The sequence below is a fragment of the Streptomyces sp. NPDC048275 genome, assembly GCF_040652275.1.
In the GTDB taxonomy this organism is placed as follows: Bacteria; Actinomycetota; Actinomycetes; order Streptomycetales; family Streptomycetaceae; genus Streptomyces.
Window position 1 is genome coordinate 1 of the sequence record NZ_JBEZLR010000144.1, and the last position, 19,595, is coordinate 19,595.

Annotated in this window: 18 protein-coding genes and 1 pseudogene; 12 read left to right on the forward strand and 7 right to left on the reverse strand. The window is 71.0% G+C overall.

Features of this window, described 5'->3' with window-relative positions; genetic code table 11:
• A pseudogene (locus AB0D57_RS44115) lies at positions 1 to 599 on the forward strand (IS200/IS605 family accessory protein TnpB-related protein); the annotation flags it as partial.
• A gap of 51 nt (positions 600 to 650) precedes the next feature.
• Here the strand turns inward: AB0D57_RS44115 and AB0D57_RS44120 are convergent.
• Positions 651 to 1,568 (reverse strand): TIGR01777 family oxidoreductase, encoded by a 918-nt coding sequence (locus tag AB0D57_RS44120; RefSeq protein WP_362087720.1) that lies wholly within the window; start codon positions 1,566 to 1,568, stop codon positions 651 to 653.
• Positions 1,569 to 1,639: 71 nt separating this feature from the next.
• Here AB0D57_RS44120 and AB0D57_RS44125 point away from each other — a divergent pair, with 71 nt between their 5' ends.
• Positions 1,640 to 2,128 carry a GNAT family N-acetyltransferase gene (locus AB0D57_RS44125; RefSeq protein ID WP_362087723.1) on the forward strand — a complete coding sequence of 163 codons (489 nt, stop codon included), beginning with the start codon at positions 1,640 to 1,642 and terminating at the stop codon, positions 2,126 to 2,128.
• 61 nt (positions 2,129 to 2,189) lie between these two features.
• On the opposite strand, the gene AB0D57_RS44130 is transcribed toward AB0D57_RS44125, so the two are convergent.
• Positions 2,190 to 3,374 carry a MarP family serine protease gene (locus tag AB0D57_RS44130; protein ID WP_362087726.1) on the reverse strand — a complete coding sequence of 395 codons (1,185 nt, stop codon included), beginning with the start codon at positions 3,372 to 3,374 and terminating at the stop codon, positions 2,190 to 2,192.
• Positions 3,375 to 3,561: 187 nt separating this feature from the next.
• Here AB0D57_RS44130 and AB0D57_RS44135 point away from each other — a divergent pair, with 187 nt between their 5' ends.
• Together AB0D57_RS44135 and AB0D57_RS44140 are read left to right on the forward strand one after the other, a co-directional pair.
• Positions 3,562 to 4,410 (forward strand): peptidoglycan recognition protein, encoded by an 849-nt coding sequence (locus AB0D57_RS44135; protein ID WP_362087729.1) that lies wholly within the window; start codon positions 3,562 to 3,564, stop codon positions 4,408 to 4,410.
• A 209-nt stretch (positions 4,411 to 4,619) separates the two neighbouring features.
• A complete protein-coding gene (locus AB0D57_RS44140) occupies positions 4,620 to 6,023 on the forward strand; it encodes an NAD(P)/FAD-dependent oxidoreductase (RefSeq protein WP_362087732.1) in 1,404 nt (467 codons plus the stop codon).
• Positions 6,024 to 6,026: 3 nt separating this feature from the next.
• Here the strand turns inward: AB0D57_RS44140 and AB0D57_RS44145 are convergent, their stop codons facing one another.
• A complete protein-coding gene (locus AB0D57_RS44145) occupies positions 6,027 to 7,466 on the reverse strand; it encodes a regulator (RefSeq protein ID WP_362087735.1) in 1,440 nt (479 codons plus the stop codon).
• 272 nt (positions 7,467 to 7,738) lie between these two features.
• Here AB0D57_RS44145 and lipB point away from each other — a divergent pair, with 272 nt between their 5' ends.
• From lipB to AB0D57_RS44165, 4 genes are all read left to right on the forward strand, one after another.
• Positions 7,739 to 8,542: a lipoyl(octanoyl) transferase LipB gene (gene lipB, locus AB0D57_RS44150; RefSeq protein ID WP_362087738.1), complete on the forward strand. Its 804-nt coding sequence runs from the start codon at positions 7,739 to 7,741 to the stop codon at positions 8,540 to 8,542.
• 293 nt (positions 8,543 to 8,835) lie between these two features.
• Complete coding sequence (gene lipA / locus AB0D57_RS44155) at positions 8,836 to 9,801, forward strand: lipoyl synthase (RefSeq protein ID WP_362087741.1); 966 nt, start codon at positions 8,836 to 8,838, stop codon at positions 9,799 to 9,801.
• A 325-nt stretch (positions 9,802 to 10,126) separates the two neighbouring features.
• Complete coding sequence (locus tag AB0D57_RS44160) at positions 10,127 to 10,324, forward strand: hypothetical protein (RefSeq protein WP_189190500.1); 198 nt, start codon at positions 10,127 to 10,129, stop codon at positions 10,322 to 10,324.
• An 87-nt stretch (positions 10,325 to 10,411) separates the two neighbouring features.
• Positions 10,412 to 11,116, forward strand: a complete 705-nt coding sequence (locus AB0D57_RS44165; RefSeq protein ID WP_362087746.1) for a DUF4191 domain-containing protein — start codon at positions 10,412 to 10,414, stop codon at positions 11,114 to 11,116.
• Between the two features lie 176 nt (positions 11,117 to 11,292).
• Here AB0D57_RS44165 and AB0D57_RS44170 read toward each other — a convergent pair whose 3' ends face one another.
• The gene (locus AB0D57_RS44170; protein WP_362087749.1) at positions 11,293 to 11,760 is read right to left on the reverse strand and encodes an RDD family protein; all 468 of its coding nucleotides are present in this window, start codon (positions 11,758 to 11,760) and stop codon (positions 11,293 to 11,295) included.
• A gap of 199 nt (positions 11,761 to 11,959) precedes the next feature.
• On the opposite strand from AB0D57_RS44170, the gene glnA reads away from it, so the two are divergent.
• The 3 genes from glnA (at position 11,960) to AB0D57_RS44185 (ending at position 15,076) form a co-directional block, all read left to right on the forward strand.
• Entirely contained in the window at positions 11,960 to 13,369 is a 1,410-nt protein-coding gene (gene glnA, locus AB0D57_RS44175) for a type I glutamate--ammonia ligase (RefSeq protein ID WP_362087752.1), read from the forward strand.
• A gap of 190 nt (positions 13,370 to 13,559) precedes the next feature.
• The gene (gene htpX / locus AB0D57_RS44180; protein WP_362087767.1) at positions 13,560 to 14,480 is read left to right on the forward strand and encodes a zinc metalloprotease HtpX; all 921 of its coding nucleotides are present in this window, start codon (positions 13,560 to 13,562) and stop codon (positions 14,478 to 14,480) included.
• A gap of 2 nt (positions 14,481 to 14,482) precedes the next feature.
• Positions 14,483 to 15,076 (forward strand): hypothetical protein, encoded by a 594-nt coding sequence (locus AB0D57_RS44185; RefSeq protein WP_362087755.1) that lies wholly within the window; start codon positions 14,483 to 14,485, stop codon positions 15,074 to 15,076.
• A gap of 48 nt (positions 15,077 to 15,124) precedes the next feature.
• On the opposite strand, the gene AB0D57_RS44190 is transcribed toward AB0D57_RS44185, so the two are convergent.
• Entirely contained in the window at positions 15,125 to 15,412 is a 288-nt protein-coding gene (locus tag AB0D57_RS44190) for a hypothetical protein (RefSeq protein WP_362087758.1), read from the reverse strand.
• 266 nt (positions 15,413 to 15,678) lie between these two features.
• Between AB0D57_RS44190 and AB0D57_RS44195 the strand changes: the two genes are divergently transcribed.
• Entirely contained in the window at positions 15,679 to 17,334 is a 1,656-nt protein-coding gene (locus AB0D57_RS44195; RefSeq protein WP_362087770.1) for an alpha/beta fold hydrolase, read from the forward strand.
• 48 nt (positions 17,335 to 17,382) lie between these two features.
• Here the strand turns inward: AB0D57_RS44195 and AB0D57_RS44200 are convergent, their stop codons facing one another.
• Positions 17,383 to 18,798, reverse strand: a complete 1,416-nt coding sequence (locus tag AB0D57_RS44200) for a DUF2252 domain-containing protein (RefSeq protein ID WP_362087761.1) — start codon at positions 18,796 to 18,798, stop codon at positions 17,383 to 17,385.
• Positions 18,799 to 18,803: 5 nt separating this feature from the next.
• On the reverse strand, positions 18,804 to 19,595 hold a 792-nt coding region (locus AB0D57_RS44205; protein WP_362087764.1), incomplete at its 5' end, for a diacylglycerol kinase family protein.

Consider the following 19,595-nt stretch of genomic DNA (forward strand, 5'->3'; position numbering starts at 1 on the left):
ACCGCGACGCGCAGATCCGGCACGCGCTGACCCGGCTGCTGCACTACACCCGACGGTGCGGGGCCGCCGCGATCGCCATCGAGGACCTCGACTTCACCGACGGCACAAGCCGGGAGCGGCACGGCCGCAACAAACGCTTCCGCCGCCTGCTCTCCCGCTTCCCCACCGCCAAACTCAAGGCCCGGCTGGTGTCGATGGCCGCCGAGCAGCAGGTGGCGGTCGTCGCGGTCGACCCGGCCTACACCAGCCGGTGGGGTGCCCAGCACTGGCAGAAACCTCTGGCCACCCCACGCCGTCAGACGTCCCGGCACGATGCGGCGAGCATCGCGGTCGGGCGACGCGCCCTCGGGCACCCGATCCGGCGACGGACGGCACCGCCCCATGACGACCAGAGTGATCGTGGTGGGCATCGGACCGCCCAGGCCCGACCGGACACCCGACAGCGCGAGGAAACCCGCCCCCACCCGCCCGGACCACGCACACGATGCGCGCCACCGGGCCGTGGAGCGAAAGCGGGGGACCAGCGTGCCCAACACCGTTCGGGACACGCGGCTGAGCAGGAATCCTGGCAACAGGACTCACTCCCACTCAGTCTTTAGGAACGGTTTCTCTGGACGCGATCGGGGTGGAGGGAGCGAGGAGACCCCCGGTCAGCGCAAGGCCGCCGTCAGCGCCTCGTCGATCGACGGGAAGGCGAAGGTGAAGCCGGAGTCGAGGAGGCGTGTGGGCAGGACGCGCTGGCTGCCCAGGATGTCGCCGGACATGTCGCCGAGGGCGAGGCGGAGCAGCGGGGCCGGCGCGGCGAAGACGGTGGGGCGGTGCAGGACACGGCCCATCGCCTCCGTGATCTCACGGTTGGTCAAAGGACCCGGCGCCGTCAGATTGACCGGCCCGGACAGCGACTCCGTGTCGATGAGGTGCCGGATCGCGGCCACCTCGTCGTGCAGGGAGATGAAACTCCAGTACTGACGGCCGTCCCCCAGCCGCCCACCGAGGCCGGCCTTGAAGAGCGGGAACAGCTTCGCCCAGGCCCCGCCCCCACGGGCCACCACCAGCCCCGTACGGGGGAAGACCGTACGGACGCCCGCCTCCTGCGCCGCGGCCGCCGCCTCTTCCCACTCCACACACAAGGAGGGAAGGAATCCGTTCCCGGGCGGCGCCGACTCGTCCACCGCCCGCTCGCCCGTCGCGCCGTAGAAGCCGATCGCGCTGCCGTTGACGAAGACACGAGGCGGCTCGTCGAGGGACGCCACCGCCTCGGCGAGCGTGGCGGTCCCGAGCACCCGGCTGTCGCGGATCTTCCGCTTGTACGCCTCCGTCCAGCGCCGCGAAGCGACCCCCGCCCCCGCGAGATTGACCACCGCCGCACATCCGGAGAGCCCCGCCGTGTCGATCCGGCGCGCCTCGGGATCCCACCGGACCTCGTTCTTCGCGCGGGGGGCGCGGCGGACGAGGCGGACCACCTCGTGTCCGTCCGCGGTCAGGGAGCGCGCCAGCGCCGAACCGATCAGACCGGACGCACCGGCGATCGCAATGCGGGAACCCGGGGCAAGCGGTGAGTCGTTCATGCGTCCATCCTGCCGTGCGCCCCGGAAAAACACGGGTCGGGATTCCGTGGGCCGGTCGTACAGTGACCTTCATGCACGCACCGCACATACGCCTCGCCACCCTCGACGACGAAGACGCGATCGGCCGACTGGACCGCTCCACCTGGTCCGCGCTGCACGCCGTGCAGCCGCGCCCGCAGCCGCCGTACGGACCCTTCTACAGCGACCGGGTCGGGCCGGGGAACCATCTCGTGGCCGAGATCGACGACACCCTGGTCGGCTACATCCGGCTCGGTTACCCGACCTCCCTCGCCTGCAACTCCCATGTCCGGCAGATCCAGGGACTCGCGGTCGCCGAGGAGGTGCGCGGCCTCGGCGTCGCGCGGGCGCTGCTGCGGGGCGTTCAGGACGAGGCTCGGCGGCAGGGCGCCCGGCGGATCACGCTGCGCGTCCTCGGCCACAACGCCCCGGCGCGGAAGCTGTACGAGTCCGAGGGGTTCGTGGTGGAGGGCATCCTGCCCGAGGAGTTCCTGCTGGACGGCGAGTACGCGGACGACGTACTCATGGGCCGCAGCCTCTGACCGGGAGCGTTTCCGTCCAGGACGTCCAGGACCACTAGGACCTCCAGGACCTCCAGGACCTCTAGGACGTCACCAAGTCCCCCGTGTCCACCGGCGCTGTCGCGCTCGCCGCACGCCGGGCGTCGTCCGCGACCTCGTCCGCCGTCAGGACGTACCCCGTTTCGATGTCCGAGGTGGAGCGGGCGAAGACGACGCCGTAGACCCTGCCGTCGGTGGTGAGGAGGGGGCCGCCGGAGTTGCCGGGGCGGACGGTGGAGCGGATCGAGTAGATCTCGCGGGTGACGTTGTCCGTGTTGTAGATGTTCTGGCCGCGCGCGTTGATCTTGCTCGCGACCGTGGCCGCCTGGAGGTCGAGACCGCCGTCCTGCGGATAGCCCGCGACGACCGCCGAGTCGCCGCGCGAGGCGCTGTTGTCGAAGCGGAGGATCGGCGCCTTGAGGTCCGGGACGTACAGGACCGCGACGTCCTTCTGCGGGTCGAAGAGCACCACCCGCGCCTCGTACGCGCGGCTCACGCCGCCCACGCGCACGGTGGGGCTGTCGATGCCCGCCACCACATGGGCGTTGGTCATCACATGCTCCGCCGCGTACGCGAACCCGCTGCCCTCGCGGCCCTGGTTGCCCGCGCTGCCCTCGATCTTCACCGTGCTCAGCTTGGCGGCGTTCGTCGCGGCCGCCGTCACGCTGTCGCCGGAGGGCTTCGCGACGCCCGCCGTCGGCTCGTTCTCGAAAGGGTTGAAGACCTGCGGGAAGCCCGCCTCCGTCAGCGCCGAGGTGGCCCGTGAGAACCAGGTGGGCGTGGTCTCCGGCATCGCGTTCTGCACGGCGCCCAGCAGCGCCGAGTGACGGATCGACTGCGTGATCACGGCGGACGAGGACGCGCCCAGGACGCTCGCCGCCACCCAGGCCACCAGCAGGATGGCCACCGCGTTCGCCGCGGCCCCGCCGATCCCGTCCGCCACCCGCAGCGGCCCCCGGTCCAGCTCGCGGCGCAGCTTCAGCGCGAGGCGTCCCATCAGCTCGTGGCCCACCATGGCGGGCACGAGCACCGTCAGCACGGCCGTCACGGTCGCCCCCGGCGTCCCCGCCTCCACCAGGTCCATCGTCCACGGCAGCACCCATACGCCGATGACGGCACCGCCCACGAAACCGGCCAGCGAGACACAGCCGGCGAGCAGACCGCGCCGGTAGCCGGACGCCGCGTAGGCCAGGATCACCAGCAACAGCAGGATGTCGAGCAGGTCCACGGAGCCGCCTTTCTCTCGGGCCCCCTAGTACGCGTGGGGCGGGCCCAGTGATCAGCCACGCGCACGTGCGGCCGAGAAGCGGCAACGCGTGCGTGGATCCATAAAAACGTCCCGGACCGGGAGGATGGTTCCACCAGGTGGCACAGCACACATCGCAGATGGAACGGAACCGGGTCAGGGTGAGCGCATGCGTGTCTTCCGGAAGGCGCGGGGGGCATGGACCTGGGATGCGGGGCGAGTGCGCCGTGCGGTCCGTCGTGCGCTGCCCCCGAGACGGGGGCAGCTGCCGCGGTCCGCTCTGATCGTGCTCGGCTGTGTGCCCGGTCTGTTCGCCGCTCTCGCGCTGGTGTTGTGCGCGGCCGGGGTGGACCGGCCGACGGTCCGTCCCGACCGCGCGGTCGTCGCCCGGCCCGCGGTCGTGCACCCCGCGGTGCGGCCGGTCATTGTGCCGCGGGCGCACTGGCTGGACGCCGAGAGCGCGCGCCCGCAGCCGCCCGCCCGCTACGACGACCGGGTCGTCGCGGTCTTCGTGCACCACACCGACTCGCCCAACGGGTACGTCTGCGCCGACGTGCCCCGCATCATCCGCTCCCTCTACGCCGGTCAGATCGGTGCCCGGAACTGGGACGACATCGGTTACAACTTCCTCGTCGACCGCTGCGGCAACATCTACGAGGGGCGCGCGGGCGGGGTCGACCTGGCCGTCACCGGTGCCCACACTCAGGGCTTCAACCACCGCACCGCGGGGATCGCGGCCATCGGGACGTTTACGTCGGGTACGCCGGTGCCGCGTGCGATGACCGAGGCGATCGCCGCGGTCGCCGCGTGGAAGCTGGGGCTGTCGGATGTCGATCCGCGGGCTACCGTCCGGCTCGTCTCCAGTAACAGCCTCAGTCGTTACAGCGCCGGGACCGCGGCGGTGCTGCCCACTCTGGCCGGGCACAACGCCGGCTTCATGACCAGCTGTCCCGGCGCGGCGCTGACGGCCCGTCTTCCGGAGATCCGGCAACTGGCGGCGCGGCTGCAGGGCCGGTGACCCTCGATCAGGGGACCCCTCTCATCCTTCCGGGGTTCCGCCCCGGACCCCGCCCGGCGCACGGCCCGCTCCCCCATGCGCCCGTGCACGGCCCCCGCGCGGCTTCCCCGCACGGCCACCGCACCTACCCTCGACCCGAACTCGGGCATTCCAGAGGCCTGTCGGGGGCATGACGTTCCCACCGGCCGCGCAACCTCGAGGAGGGGCACGTGCTGAAGCCCGTATGCCAAGCGGACGTGGACGTCGTCATCGTCGGGGCCGGAGCCGCGGGACTCGCGGCCGCCCAGCACCTGACGAGGGCAGGCCTCACGACCAGGGTTCTGGAGGCCGCCCCCACTGTGGGCGGCCGCATGTCGACGGAGAAGGTGGACGGCTTCCGGCTCGACCGCGTAGGCCGGCTCCTCGTCACCTCGTACCCGGAGCTGCGCCGCACTCCGGGCCTGGACGCGCTGGCCCTGCGTCCGTTCTCCCCGGGCGTACTGCTGCACAGTGACGGCCGCCACCACCGCGCCGGCGCCTCCATCACCCCCCGGAGCGCAAGGGGCGCACTCACCGCCGCACGCGCCCTCGCAAGCGCCCCCCGCCTTCCCCTGGGCTCCGCGCGGCCATCCCGGAACCAGGGACGGCCACCCCGGAGCCAGAGCCGGGCCCCGGGAAGGCCGGGGCCTCTCGGCGGTTCCCTCGACCAGACCCGTCTGGCCACCGCCCTCGCCCGCCTCGCCGCCACCCCGCCGGAGCGTCTGCTCACCCGCCCGGACCTCTCCGCCGCACAGGCGCTGACCACCCGGGGCCTGCCGCCCCGCGCGGTCGACGGCTTCCTGCGCCCCCTGCTCGCCGCGCTGCTCTGCGACCCGGCCCTGGACACCTCCAGCCGCTACGCGGACCTCGCCCTGCGCGCCTTCGCGTCGGGCCGTCTGTGTCTGCCGGAGGGCGGCGCGGACACCCTGCCGGAATTCCTCGCGGCCACCCTCCCCCCGGGCACCGTCCACACGGGCGTCCAGGTCACCGCGGTCTCCACGACCAGGGTGACGACGAAGGACCACGGCGAACTCACCTGCCGGGCCATCCTGCTCGCCACCGGAGCCCGCGCCGCCGCCCGGCTGCTGCCCGGTCTGCGCGTCCCGGCGTTCCACCCGGTGACGGTCCTGCACCACACCACGGACGAGCCCCCGTTGACCGACCCGGCCCTGATCCTGGACTCCGACCGGAGCGGCCCGGTGGCGCACACGGCGGTCATCAGCCAGGTCGACCCGTCCCGCGCCCCGGCCGGACGCGCTCTCATCTCCTCGACCGTGCTGGGCACTCCCCCGGCCGCCGCCCATCTGGACGCGGCGGTCCGCACCCAACTGGCCCGTCTCTACGGGACGTCGACGACCCGCTGGGAGCTCCTCGCGGTCCATCACACCCCCGACGCGGTCCCCGCGATGCCCCCGCCGGCCGATCTGAGCCGCCCGGTGCGCCTCCTGGCGGGCCTGTACGTCTGCGGGGACCACCGCGACACCAGTACGGTCCAGGGCGCCCTGTACTCGGGCCGCCGGGCCGCCCATGCCCTTCTCACGGACCTGGGTGCCTGGCCGGCCACCGCGGAGGAGACCCTGGAGACGGCAGCCTGAGGATCAGCCCAGTGCCGCCACCCGATCCCGGTACCCGCGCGCGGGTGCCGCGTCCCGGTACGGCTCGAGCCGCCGCTCGAAGTCCCGTACGTACTCGATGGCCCGGACCGACCGCATCTCCATCGCCTGCCCCGCGGCCTCCGCGCCCAACTGGCAGGCCTGGTCGAGCTCCCCGAGCCCGAGCCGTGCCGAGGCGAGCACCACCCGGCAGAACAGCCGACTGCGCGCGAACCCGGGTGCCCGCAACTGCAGCGAGCGCTCGGCGTGCTGCGCCGCGGCCCGGTACTGCTGCAGGTCCCGGTGACAGTGCCCGAACTCGTCGGCGAGCTGCGACTCGTCGAAGAACCGTGCCCAGTACGGGACTTCGTCCCCCGGCCGGGCGGATTCGAGAGCCCGCTCGGCGCGGACGAGTGACGCCGTGCAGGCCCGCACCTCCCCCAGCACCCCGTGCCCGCGCGCCTCGACGGAGTGCAGCAGTGCCTGCACCACCGGCGGCGCGGCCGAGCCGACGCCCTGCTGCGCGACCCGGGCGAGCTGCACGGCCTCGCGCCCGTGGCCGAGGTAGACCGCCTGCCGACTCATCGTCACCAGGACGTAACTGCCGTACGCCCGGTCCCCGGCCGCCTGCGACAGGCGCAGCGCCTGGACGAAGTAGCGCTGCGCGAGCCCGTGCGCGGCGATGTCGTACGAGGTCCAGCCGGCCAGCCGGGTGAGGTCTGCCGCGGCGGCGAACAGGCGCCGCCCGGTCTGCTCGCCGTACGTGCCGCGCAGCATCGGCTCGGCCTCGTGCTCCAGGTAGCGCACGAGGGCCTGGCGGGCGTGGCCGCCGCCGTAGGCGTGGTCGAGGGAGCGGAAGAGGTCGCCGACGGAGCGCAGTGCGGCGATGTCGCCGCCGGTGACCCGCTGGCCGGGGCCGCGCTCGGTCTGGTGGCGCTGGCGGGGGACAGCGAGCCGTCCCGGTGCGGGGATGCGGGCGCTCGTCGGGTCGCCGCGGCCGACCCGGTCGTCGGCCCTTCCGATCAGCCAGTCCCGGCTGGGGACGACGAGTCCCGCCGGGGTGAAGGCGATCTTGCGCAGCTCGGCGTGGCTGCCGGAGTCCTTGCGCCACAGCCCGCTGACGATGTCGACGGCCTCTTCGGGGGTCGCGGCGAACTCGAGGCCCGCGTAGACCGGCGCGCACGCGTCGAGCCCGAGGTCCTGGGCGCTGAGCCGACGGCCGAGGCGGCGGGTGAACACCTCGGCGATGAGCGCGGGAGTGGTCCCTCGTGGCTGCTGCCCGCGCAGCCACCGGGTCACCGATGTCTTGTCGTATCTCAGATCGAGACCGTGTTCGAGCCCGAGCTGGTCAACGCGGCGGGCGAGACCTGCGTTGGAGAACCCCGCTTCTGTGATGAGCGCGGCGAGCTGGCGGTTGGGAGTGCGCTGCGCGGGTCGTTCCGTCATCTGCGGTGCGGTCTCCTGCCTTCCGGGCCCCACTACGTGCCCGGATTGCCTGTGAGCAGCCCTTATGGCCTCATGGACTGCGCGAATGTAGCGGAGCGTGAGCACGCGATCGCACACTTTGGTGTCTATTCATCCGATCGTGTGAGGATTGACCGCTGGGCTGACAGGCAGAGCCCGGACGTACAGTGGCGTGGGCGCGTCACGTACCTGACGAAAGGTTCTTTCGCGTACCGGACAACGGTTCTGGAGTGGTTTCTAGGGAGGCGCTTGCCGTGAGTGAGTTGCGGTTCGTCCGCATGGGATTCGGTGCCGAGGCCGTCGAGTACCAGGAGGCCTGGGACGAGCAGCGCCGTGTGCACGCCGCCCGCTTCCTGGACGAGATCCCCGACACCTGTCTGCTCCTCGAGCACCCGCCCGTCTACACGGCGGGCCGGCGCACGGCGGACAGCGAGCGTCCACTCGACGGCACCCCTGTCGTGGACGTGGACCGCGGCGGCAAGATCACCTGGCACGGGCCCGGCCAGCTCGTGGGCTACCCGATCCAGAAGCTCCCGCGCCCGGTCGACGTGGTGGCGCATCTGCGCCGCCTCGAGGAGGCGATGATCCGCGTCTGCGCGGAGTTCGGCGTCGAGACCAGCCGGGTGGAGGGCCGGGCGGGCGTCTGGGTGCTCGGCGACCCGGTGGACCAGCGCCCGCGCCCCTCGCTCGGCGGACTCTCCCTCGACTTCGACCCGCGGCTGACCGACGAGGAGTTCGACCCGCGGCTCAACGGTCCGGAGTACGCGCCCTCCAACGCCGGGCAGCGGCGCGAGGACCGCAAGATCTGCGCGATGGGCGTCCGCGTCGCCAAGGGGGTCACCATGCACGGGTTCGCCCTGAATGTGAATCCCGACACGTCCTCGTTCGACAAGATCATCCCGTGTGGGATCCGTGACGCGGGGGTGACGTCGCTGGCGTACGAGCTGGGGCGCGACCTCACCATCGGCGAGGTGCTGCCCGTTGCCGAGCGGCACCTGCGGGATGTGCTGGAGAACGCGGAGCCGGCGCCGCGGGTGGTGGAGCGGGCATCGGCGTAGCGGGCCGACCGGTTTCTCGCCCCCGCCGCCCCTACCCGTCCCATCCGTACCTGGGGGCTCCGCCCCCAGACCCCCGTTCGGCCCGAAGGACTCGCCCTCAAACGCCGGACGGGCTGGGCATGTCAGCCCGTCCGGCGCTTGAGGACGAGCCCTTCGGGCGATGGCGGGGGCCAGGAGGCGAGGCAAGGCCCGGGAATGCACCCCCCGTCCGCAAGGTTGCCCACCCCGGGGGCCGAGAACCGCACGGGCGTACCCTGGTGTACGCCGAAGAATCGAAGCTACAGGGAGCCGATGTGTCCGCAGTCGCACCCGACGGACGCAAGATGCTGCGCCTGGAGGTCCGGAACGCCCAGACCCCCATCGAGCGCAAGCCCGAGTGGATCAAGACCCGGGCGAAAATGGGTCCCGAGTACACGAAGATGCAGAACCTCGTGAAGAGCGAGGGCCTGCACACGGTCTGCCAGGAGGCGGGCTGTCCCAACATCTACGAGTGCTGGGAAGACCGCGAGGCCACGTTCCTCATCGGCGGCGATCAGTGCACGAGGCGCTGCGACTTCTGCCAGATCGACACCGGCAAGCCCGAGGCACTCGACCGCGACGAGCCCCGCCGCGTGGGTGAGTCCGTCGTCACGATGGACCTGAACTACGCGACCATCACCGGCGTCGCCCGCGACGACCTGGAGGACGGCGGCGCCTGGCTGTACGCCGAGACGGTCCGCCAGATCCACGCGCAGACCGCGAACCGCGAGAGCGGCCGCACCAAGGTCGAGCTGCTCGCACCCGACTTCAACGCCGAGCCCGCCCAGCTCGCCGAGGTCTTCTCCTCCCGCCCCGAGGTCTTCGCGCACAACGTCGAGACGGTCCCGAGGATCTTCAAGCGCATCCGCCCGGGCTTCCGTTACGAGCGCTCGCTGAAGGTCATCACCGAGGCCCGTGACTACGGTCTGGTCACGAAGTCGAACCTGATCCTCGGCATGGGCGAGACCCGCGAGGAGGTCAGCGAGGCCCTGCGCCAGCTGCACGAGGCGGGCTGCGAGCTGGTCACCATCACGCAGTACCTTCGCCCCTCCGTGCGCCACCACCCCGTGGAGCGCTGGGTCAAGCCGCACGAGTTCGTGGAGCTGAAGGACGAGGCCGAGCAGATCGGCTTCTCCGGCGTCATGTCGGGCCCGCTGGTCCGCTCCTCCTACCGAGCCGGCCGGCTCTACCAGATGGCGATCGAGAAGCGGGGCGCCTACGTCGCCTCGCAGGCGGTCTGAGGCGACGTACAGGACGCCCCATGACCCGTTCGGCCCCATCGGACGGACACGCCGTACAACACGCGGGGTGGCACTCAGTGCCACCCCGCGTGTGTGAATCGGCGCACAAGCAACTCCCCCTCAACACTGGCTCGTTCGATGCTGTCCGACCCGTCCCCGCAGCTGGGGCGCCCGTCAGGGCCGCGTCAAGGATGGGGCCCGCTGCATCAAGGCTTCATTGGTGTTTGACCGGTCGGTCATGCCCTGGTAACACCAATCAGTGACCCTGGTCTTACGCCACGTACAACCCCGCCCACAGCCGCCATCCCGAGGGGGGACCTCCATCATGCAGGCCGCGCCCGTACGCGCCACCGCCATCCCGTCGTTCACCGATGCACTCCGTGCCGTCGAATCGCTGCTCATGAGCAGCGGTCAGCGCACCGCTCGCCGCAACGCCTGGACCTCCGTCCTGGAGGACCGCCGCCGCGCCAAGGACAGGGTCGAGGCGCAGCGCGTGCTGGAGGCCGTGGCGACGCGTTCGTGACCGTCGCCGGTCCCTGGGCGGGCACCGCCGCCTTCCGCCTGGACACTGCCGTCGTCGGCGCTTGTCGGGCCACGTAGACTTCGTGGCATGGCGAGGAAGGAAACTGCAGCGGACGCTGCGAACCCCGGGCGACTCAAGCAGATCGCTCTGACCTACAAGATGACTCGCAAGGCCGACTCCAAGATCGGTCTTGTACTCGCGGCAGTCGGAATCGTCACCTTCGGTGTCTTCCTCGCGATCGGCCTCTTGATCGACCACCCGTACTACCTGGGCATTCTCGGTCTGCTACTCGCCTTCCTCGCGTCGGCGATCGTCTTCGGGCGCAGGGCCGAGCGAGCCGCCTTCGGGCAGATGGAGGGCCAGCCGGGCGCAGCCGCGGCCGTGCTGGACAACATCGGGCGGGGCTGGACCACGACTCCGGCGGTGGCGATGAACCGCAGCCAGGACGTGGTGCACCGCGCGGTCGGCAAGGCCGGCATCGTGCTGGTGGCCGAGGGCAACCCGAACCGGGTGAAGAGCCTGCTGGCCGCCGAGAAGAAGAAGATGGCGCGGATCGTCGCCGATGTGCCGGTGCACGACGTGCTCGTGGGCACCGGCGAGGGTCAGGTGGAGCTCAAGAAGCTCCGCACGACGATGCTGAAGCTGCCGCGCGTGCTCAGCGGCCCGCAGGTCACCACGACCAACGACCGGTTGCGTGCGATGGGCGACCTGATGAGCAACATGCCGCTTCCCAAGGGTCCGATGCCCAAGGGCATGCGGATGCCACGTGGTGGCGGGCCGAAGGCCCGCTGATATCCCTCCGACACGCAAGGGGGCGCCCGGATCTCTCCGGGCGCCCCCTTCGTCGTACGAGAAGCACTGGTCCGTCGCATGAGAAGTGCTGGTTCGTCGCACGAAAAACACTGGTCCGTCGTACGAGAAGTGCTGGTTCGTCGCACGAGAAGTGCTGGTCCGTCGTACGAGAAGTGCTAGATCCGCACCTCGATGGTGCGCGCCAGCCGGTCGTGGAGTCCTCGGCCGTCGCGGTCCCAGATCAGCGCCGGGAGGGCGACGCACAGCAGCAGCGTGCGCAGCACGGCGCGCAGGGGGTTCAGCCGGCCGCCGCCCTCGGGGACGATCCGCAGGCCGAACAGGCGCTTGCCGGGGGTGAAGCCGACCGTGCCGACGGTCAGGATGCCGAGGACGAGGAAGACGAGCAGGGCCCAGTTGCCGGTAGCCGCGTCGTAGCCGTCGGTGAGCAGCCCGTATGCGATCAGCAGGCACAGGGCCCAGTCGACGGCGAGGGCGCCGAGGCGGCGTCCCGGGCGGGCGATGGAGCCGGGGCCGTGCTCCGGCAGACCGAGCTGTTCGCCCCGGTATCCGAGGTCGGCGCCCGCGTCCTCCAAGGCCGCGCGAGGTCCGGAGAGCCACGATCCGATTGCTTGCCTGTTGTCCACCCGTCCACCGTACTGCGCCCGTTTTGGCATACGGACAGGAGGGGCCCGACCGAACAGGTTCGGTTAACTTGGGCGAAACAAATGGGTCATGCTTGAGAAATCACCCGTCCCTAGTGTCGGAATCAGCGTGTGCCACCGCACTGGCCGCACGAACGAACTACCACCCCGGTCCACTGTGGGCGGGAGTAGGAGGAGCTGGATGTTCCAGAACGCCGACGAGGCCAAGAAGTTCATCGCGGACGAGGACGTCAAGTTCATCGACGTCCGCTTCTGCGACCTGCCGGGTGTGATGCAGCACTTCACGCTGCCGGCGGAGATCTTCGACCCCACCGAGGAGCTCGCCTTCGACGGCTCCTCGATCCGCGGCTTCCAGGCCATCCACGAGTCCGACATGGCCCTCCGCGCCGACCTGTCCACCGCGCGTGTCGACCCCTTCCGCCGCGACAAGACGGTCAACATCAACTTCTTCATCCACGACCCGATCACGGGTGAGCAGTACTCCCGTGACCCGCGCAACGTGGCGAAGAAGGCCGAGGCCTACCTCGCGTCGACCGGTATCGCCGACACCGCGTACTTCGGTCCCGAGGCCGAGTTCTACGTCTTCGACAGCGTGCGCTTCGACACCAAGTCGAACGAGGCCTTCTACCACATCGACTCCGAGGCGGGCGCCTGGAACACCGGTGCGCTGGAAGACAACCGCGGTTACAAGGTCCGCTACAAGGGCGGCTACTTCCCGACCCCGCCGGTCGACCACTTCGCCGACCTGCGTGCCGAGATCTCCCTGGAACTGGCCAAGTCCGGCCTCCAGGTCGAGCGCCAGCACCACGAGGTGGGCACCGCCGGTCAGGCCGAGATCAACTACAAGTTCAACACGCTGCTCGCCGCGGCCGACGACCTTCAGCTCTTCAAGTACATCGTGAAGAACGTCGCCTGGCGCAACGGCAAGACCGCGACCTTCATGCCGAAGCCGATCTTCGGCGACAACGGCTCGGGCATGCACGTCCACCAGTCGCTGTGGAGCAACGGCGACCCGCTGTTCTACGACGAGGCGGGCTACGCGGGCCTCTCGGACACCGCCCGCTACTACATCGGCGGCATCCTCAAGCACGCTCCCTCCCTCCTCGCCTTCACGAACCCGACGGTGAACTCGTACCACCGCCTGGTCCCCGGCTTCGAGGCCCCGGTCAACCTGGTCTACTCGCAGCGCAACCGTTCCGCTGCCATGCGTATCCCGATCACGGGCTCGAACCCGAAGGCCAAGCGCGTCGAGTTCCGCGCGCCCGACTCCTCCGGCAACCCGTACCTCGCCTTCTCGGCGCTGCTCCTCGCGGGCCTCGACGGCATCAAGAACAAGGTCGAGCCGGCCGAGCCCATCGACAAGGACCTCTACGAGCTGGCTCCCGAGGAGCACGCGGGCGTCGCGCAGGTCCCGACCTCGCTCCCGGCCGTCCTGGACCGCCTCGAGGCCGACCACGAGTTCCTGCTCGCGGGCGACGTCTTCACGTCCGACCTGATCGAGACGTGGATCGACTACAAGCGCACGAACGAGATCGCGCCGCTCCAGCTGCGTCCGCACCCGCACGAGTTCGAGCTGTACTACGACGTGTGAGCCGACCCGGCTTTCGTCTGTCGTACGGAGCCCCGCCATCGCCTTCGGGTGGTGGCGGGGCTCCGTCGTTGCGGGGGTTCTTTGTCCGGACGGTTCTTTGCTCCCCGTGGAGCCGTTCGGGGCCCGTTCATGGGGCAGCGCGGGCGCACAATGGAATCGGGACGAGTGCCTGAGTGCGGGGTGATGCATGATGCAGAGCCGGTTCCGGAGCGATCGACGGCTGACCGTGCGGATGACGATCACGATGTTTCTGCTCGGATTGCTGTACGTGGCGTTCGTCGCCGCGTTGATCGTGTTGCTGAAGTCCTGGGTGCTGGTCGTGGTCGTCGCGGCCGGGATGCTCGGCGCGCAGTACTGGTTCTCGGACCGGATCGCGCTGTACGCGATGCGCGGGCGGATCGTGGAGCGGGAGGAGTATCCGCAGCTGCACGGGGTCGTCGACCGGCTGTGTGCCGTGGCCGACATGCAGAAGCCACTCGTGGCCGTCTCCGATCTGGACATGCCGAACGCGTTCGCGACCGGGCGCAACGCCGATCACGCGGTGCTGTGCGTGACGTCCGGGCTGCTGGGGCGACTGGAGCCGGACGAGCTCGAAGGTGTCCTCGCGCACGAGCTGTCGCACGTGGCGCACAAGGATGTCGCCGTGATCACCGTGGCCTCGTTCCTCGGGGTGATCGCCGGGCTGATCGTGCGGTTCGCCTTCTACTCGCAGCTCCTCGGTGGAGGGCGCAGGGACCAGAACACCGCGGTGGTCTTCGTGACGGTGCTGGCCGTCTCCGCGGCCGTGTACGCGATCAGCTTCCTGCTCATCCGGGCCCTGTCCCGATACCGCGAACTGGCCGCCGACCGGGCCGCGGCCCTGCTCACCGGACGGCCCTCGGCGCTCGCGTCCGCGCTGACGAAGGTCTCCGGGGACATCGCGCGGATTCCGACCAAGGATCTGCGGACGGCGCAGGCCTTCAACGCCTTCTACTTCACGCCCGCCCTCGGCGCCGAGCCGGGGTTCGCGAACCTCTTCTCCACCCACCCGAGCCTGGAGCAGCGGCTCGAACAGCTCGGGCGTATCTCGGCCGAGTTGGGTGAGGCGGCGAAGCCCGGGAAGGCCACCTGAGCATGGGGATCCTGGACATTCTGCTCGGGCGCACCAAGGCCGTCGCACCCGATCTCGACCAGCTCTTCGGGCTGCCGTCGGCGGCCGTGGCCCTGCAGGCCGCCACCGGATACACCCCGACCGGAACAGGCGCGGTGTGCTTCGCCACCGTCGAGGGCGCGGCCTTCGCCCAGACACACCGGGACGTGCGGGAACTGCTCGACGCGGACGCGGGACGCATCGATTCGCCTGTGGAGCTCGCCCAGGACGAGTACGGGTACTCGTGGCTGGTATCGCGGCGTGCGCCCGACGATCTGCCCGCACTGGTCAGCGATCTGCACGCGGTCAACAGCGCGCTGGAGAGCAGCGGGTTCGGTCCGCAGCTGCTGTGTTCGGTGGTGGGTTTCGAGGAGGCCGAGGCCGCCGGGCAGCGGCGGCTCGGGCTCGTCTATCTCTACAAGCGCGGGACCTTCTACCCCTTCGCGCCGCTGGCCGGTGTGGGTCGGCGGCGCGACAACGCGCTCGAATTGCAGATCAAGGCCGCGCTCGCCGACGATCTGCGGATCGAGCAGGACCTGAGCCGGTGGTTCCCCGTCTGGGGCGCCCCGGGCCTGTGATCCGGGGCCGGGTACCGCTGTTGTGCCGGTACCTCTGTCGCAGGGTTACTACTGCCGGCGATTCTGGCGGCGGGCCTCCAGCGGACGCTCGCGGCGGTAGCGGCGCTCCCACTTGGCCTGCTGGTCACGGCGCTGACGGTACGCGCGGTAGCTGGAGTCCGTACGGGCCGGCGAACCGGACGTGCCCGAGGGGGCCGCGGATGTGCTCGCCGCGCTTCCGGTGCGGCCGTGGCGGACGTACAGGAAGAGCAGGGCGATCGCCGCGAGCCACAGGACGTGGTTCGAGAAGCCCAGGACGACCAGGATCGCGGTCGCGGAAATGATCAAGGTGCCCATGACGGGACTCCTTGTGTGCGTGGATGACTGGTTCTGGATGGGTGGATGTGCCGACGGGGCACTGGGGGTGGGTGCCCGTCCGTCGGTGCGTAGAGAGTAGCCCTGAGTCCGCCACCTGATGCCTGTCCGGCGGGAAGCGATGTCCAGCGGCTTCGGAACGCCTGTCCAGCGTAGGGACGGGACGCGAACGCCCGCATCCGAATTTCTCCGAAGCGCTGTGCCCGCCTCCTGAGCGACCGACCGGACGTGTGTGCGTGAATGAGGGAATGCTCTCCTCCTTCACGCACGACCACGACGGCGAACGACTGAGCTGTGTCAGCGGCGGTGGCGGTGGCGGTGGCGGTGGCGGTGATGACCATGGGGCCCCGGCCACCGCCGTCCTGCTGCACGGTGCCGGCAACGGCAGCAAGGAGCGGCTGGTCCCGCTGCTCGAGGAGTTCGTCGCGCGCGGCTGCCGAGGCCTCGCCTTCGACTTCTCCGGACACGGTGAAAGCTCGGGCGAGCTGCGGGAGTTGAGCCTGCGCGGACGCTTCGAGCAGGCCGTCGCCGTCATCGACGCCCAGGTGCCCGCAGACGGTCCGCTGATCCTCGTCGGATTCAGCATGAGCGGTCAGACGGTGGCCGATCTCGCGGGGCACTACGGGCAGCGGGTGGTGGCGCTGGGGCTGTGCGCGCCCGCGGTGTACGGCGCGGCGGCCTGGCCGGTTCCGTTCGGTGAGGGCGACAGTCGCTTCAGCGAGATCATCCGTACGCCGGACAGCTGGCGGGACGCTCCCGCGCTCGACGTGCTGCGCGGGTACGACGGCCGTGCGGTGCTCGCCGTGCCCGCCACCGACGCCGTGATCCCGCCCGCCGTCACCGAGGCCGTGACGGACGCACTCACCACCCACGCCCAGTTCACCCTGCTCGAACTCCCGGACGCCGACCACATGGTGGGCCTGTGGTTCCGCGATCACGCCGACGACCGGCAGCGGTTCGTGGACGCCCTGCTCGTGGGGCTGGACGACCGGGGATGGGCCGCGACCCGGGGCTGGGTGGCCAAGCGGCTGCCGGACGGCGGCGGGAGTGTACGGGAGAGCGTCGCGCTGCGCGGCGGCTGGAGCTCGCAGATGCGCCGGCTCACCCTCGACGACGGTACGGGGCTGGTGCTGCGGTCGTTCGTGAAGCCCTTCTTCCGGCGGCACGCTCCGGGGCTGCTGGCCCGCGAGGCGTCCGTTCTCACCCTGCTCGCCCCGCACCAGGACGTGCCCGCGCCCGAGCTGTACGCCGTCGACGCCGACGCCGAACACTGCGACCACCCCTCGCTGTTGATGTCCTTGCTGCCGGGTTCGGTGCGGGTCGACGAGGACGATCCGGAGCGGCGGGTCGACCTGCTGGCGCGTCAACTCGTCCGCATTCACGCGGTGGTTCCGGAGGATCGGCCGCGCGTCTACCAGCCATGGACGTCGCCCGAGCGCGTCCGCACACCGGCGGGTGCGCTGTGGGACCGGGCCGTGGACGTGATCCGGCGCGATCCTCCCGCGTACGAAGGATGCTTCCTGCACCGGGACTTCCACCCCGGGAACGTGCTGTTCAGCGGCGCGGGCGACACCCTGCGGATCAGCGGGGTCGTCGACTGGGTGGAGACCTCGTGGGGGCCGGCGGATCTGGATGTCGCCCACTGCTCCACTGCCCTGGCGCTGCTGCACGGAGAGGCGTACGGGCTGGGATTCCGCGAGCGGTACGAGGCGCACGGGGGACGCCGACCGGCCGACGACGAGAGCCACTTGTACTGGCGCCTGCTGGACGCCCTGGCCTACTCCCCCGACGCCGAGAAGCTCGCGGTGCCGTGGCGGGAGCTGGGGCGCGCGGATCTGACCCCCGACGTGCTGGGCGAACGGCTCACGGCGTACGTGGCCGGGCTGCTGGAACTGTACGGCTGAGGACGCCGGGGCCGCGGCGCCCACCGGCTTGCCGGGGCCGTGCGGGCCTCAGAGTCCGGGGGCCGCCGTGACCACGCCCGCCGCCACCGCCGCGACCAGCATCGCGTGGTCCTTCTCGTTCTGGTCGGCGTAGCTCAGGGCGAAGTCGGCGACGGCGCGTTCGAAGGTGTCGGTGCCGCCCAGGTACGCGGCGATGGCGATCCGGTCGCCGGAGCGGGCGTGGGCGCGGGCCAGGGCGGCGCCGCACAGGCGGGCGTATTCGAGAAGGCTGTCCGGGGTCATGCCGGCGACGTCCGCGGAGCCCTTCATGTCGCGCAGCTGCCGCCAGTAGAAGGCGCGTCCCTGCGGGCCGGTCATCCAGCCGAGGAAGATGTCGCTCGCCACCTGCAACAGCCGCTGACCCGCGACGACACGGTGGCCGGGGTGGACGTACGGACCGCTGGGCAGATGTTCTTCGAGTACGGACCTGGTGGCTTCCTTGATCTGCAGGAACAGCAGGTCGTCCATGTCCCGTCCGGCGAGCAGCACGACGAAACAGCGGGTGCCGACGCTGCCGACGCCGACGACCTTGCGGGCGGCGTCCACGAAGCGGTAGCGGTCGAGGAGAAGGCGGCGTTCCTCGGTGAGGGTGGAGCGATAGTCGCTGAAGATCTTGCGCAGCGCCGCCATGTCGGGTGCTCCGGCCGGTTCGAGCAGGGGCGGGTCCTGGACGATGCGACGCCGTCCGTCGACGGTCTCGGTGAGGTTGCCCAGCGCGTGCAGGCTGGTGCGGCGGCGGGCGTGCGTGAGGCTCGACTCGACGCGCCGCCGGTTGCGGGCGGAGCGGACCAGCGGGAGCAGCCGGTCGGCGTCGATGCGCTCGTACCAGACGGCCAGTTCGCCCCGCTCAGCGAGCCGCCGCATGCCCTTGCGGTACTCGGCGGCCGCGGCCTCGGCCGCGCGGTGCACCCGCATCTCCCTGTGCCCGTTCTCGCGGGCGGCCACCGCGACGCTGGCCGCGAGCCGTTTGACGTCCCACTCGAAGGGGCCCGGATACGTCTCGTCGAAGTCGTTGAGGTCGAAGAGCAGGGCACGCTCCACAGACGCGTACAGACCGAAGTTGAGGAGGTGGGCATCTCCGCACAGCTGCACCATGAGGCCGGTGTGGGGTGAGGCAGCGAGGTCGGCGGCCATGACGGCGGCGCCTCCGCGCAGGAAGGCGAACGGCGACGCGGTCATCCGCCCGTACCGGATCGGCAGCAGCTCCTGCAGCCGGTCCCTGGCCTGCCGTTCCAGGACGGCGACGGGATCGGGGCGGTCGACGGCGGGGATCCAGGTGGCGTGATCGGAACGGGAGACGCGTTTGCGGGCCGCCCTGCCGCGGGCGGCCCGGTCGGTGGCGGCCCGGTCGGTGGTGGCCCGGTCGGTGGTGGCCCGGTCGGTGGTGGCCCGGTCGGTGGTGGCGGGGGCGCTGTGCTGGGCCACGGTGGTCAGTTCCGCACGGCACGGGCGACATCGGCCGTGATCGCGCCGTCGTTGTCGCCGTCACCGTCTCCGGTGAGCTGGTGGGTGCTGCGGGCAGTGGCGTTCTTCGCGGCGCCCGCGGCGACGTCGTCCACCGTGACGACGGCGACGTCGAGGAGGTTGCCGCTCCGGTCGCGGAAGTCGACCTGGACGACGTACGTCTTGGGCGAGGAAGTGGGGTTGGTGACGGTGACTTCGACAGTGGAGCGACCGTCGGTGTCGGTGCCCACTCGGTCGCCGAGCCGCACCTCGTCCTTGGCATCCAGGCCGTTCTTGAACTCGTCGAGCCTGCGGCCGGCCTCGGCGGTGGCGGAGGCCAGGGCCTCCGCGGCCTCGGAAGCGAGGGAGGCTGCGGCGGAGGCGGCCTGGGAGGCGGCGTCGGAGGGGGTGCTGGTGTCGTCCGTGCAGCCGGTGAGCGACGCGGCCAGGACGGCGGCGGTGGCCGCCCCCAGAATCGGCCCTCGTGCGCTCAGCCGTCGTACGCTCAGCCCTCGTATTCCGTGCCTCGCCATCGCGTCTCCCGGCTTGCTCCTGCGGATTCCGCACCTCGCGGTGGCGTCGGCAGCGGTCGCATCAACTGCGGTTGTCTCAGTCAAGGCCGTCCACGGGGAGGGTGCATGCCGGCTGCGGCAGTCGGGTGAGGCCCGGGGGGCGGGGGCCTTGGCGTCGTTGGGCAGGCCCAGAGCGCGGGCGAAGACGTTGGTGGAGCCGCCGGGGACCACGGCGAGGCGAGGCAGGCGGTCCAGGTCGGGGCCGTG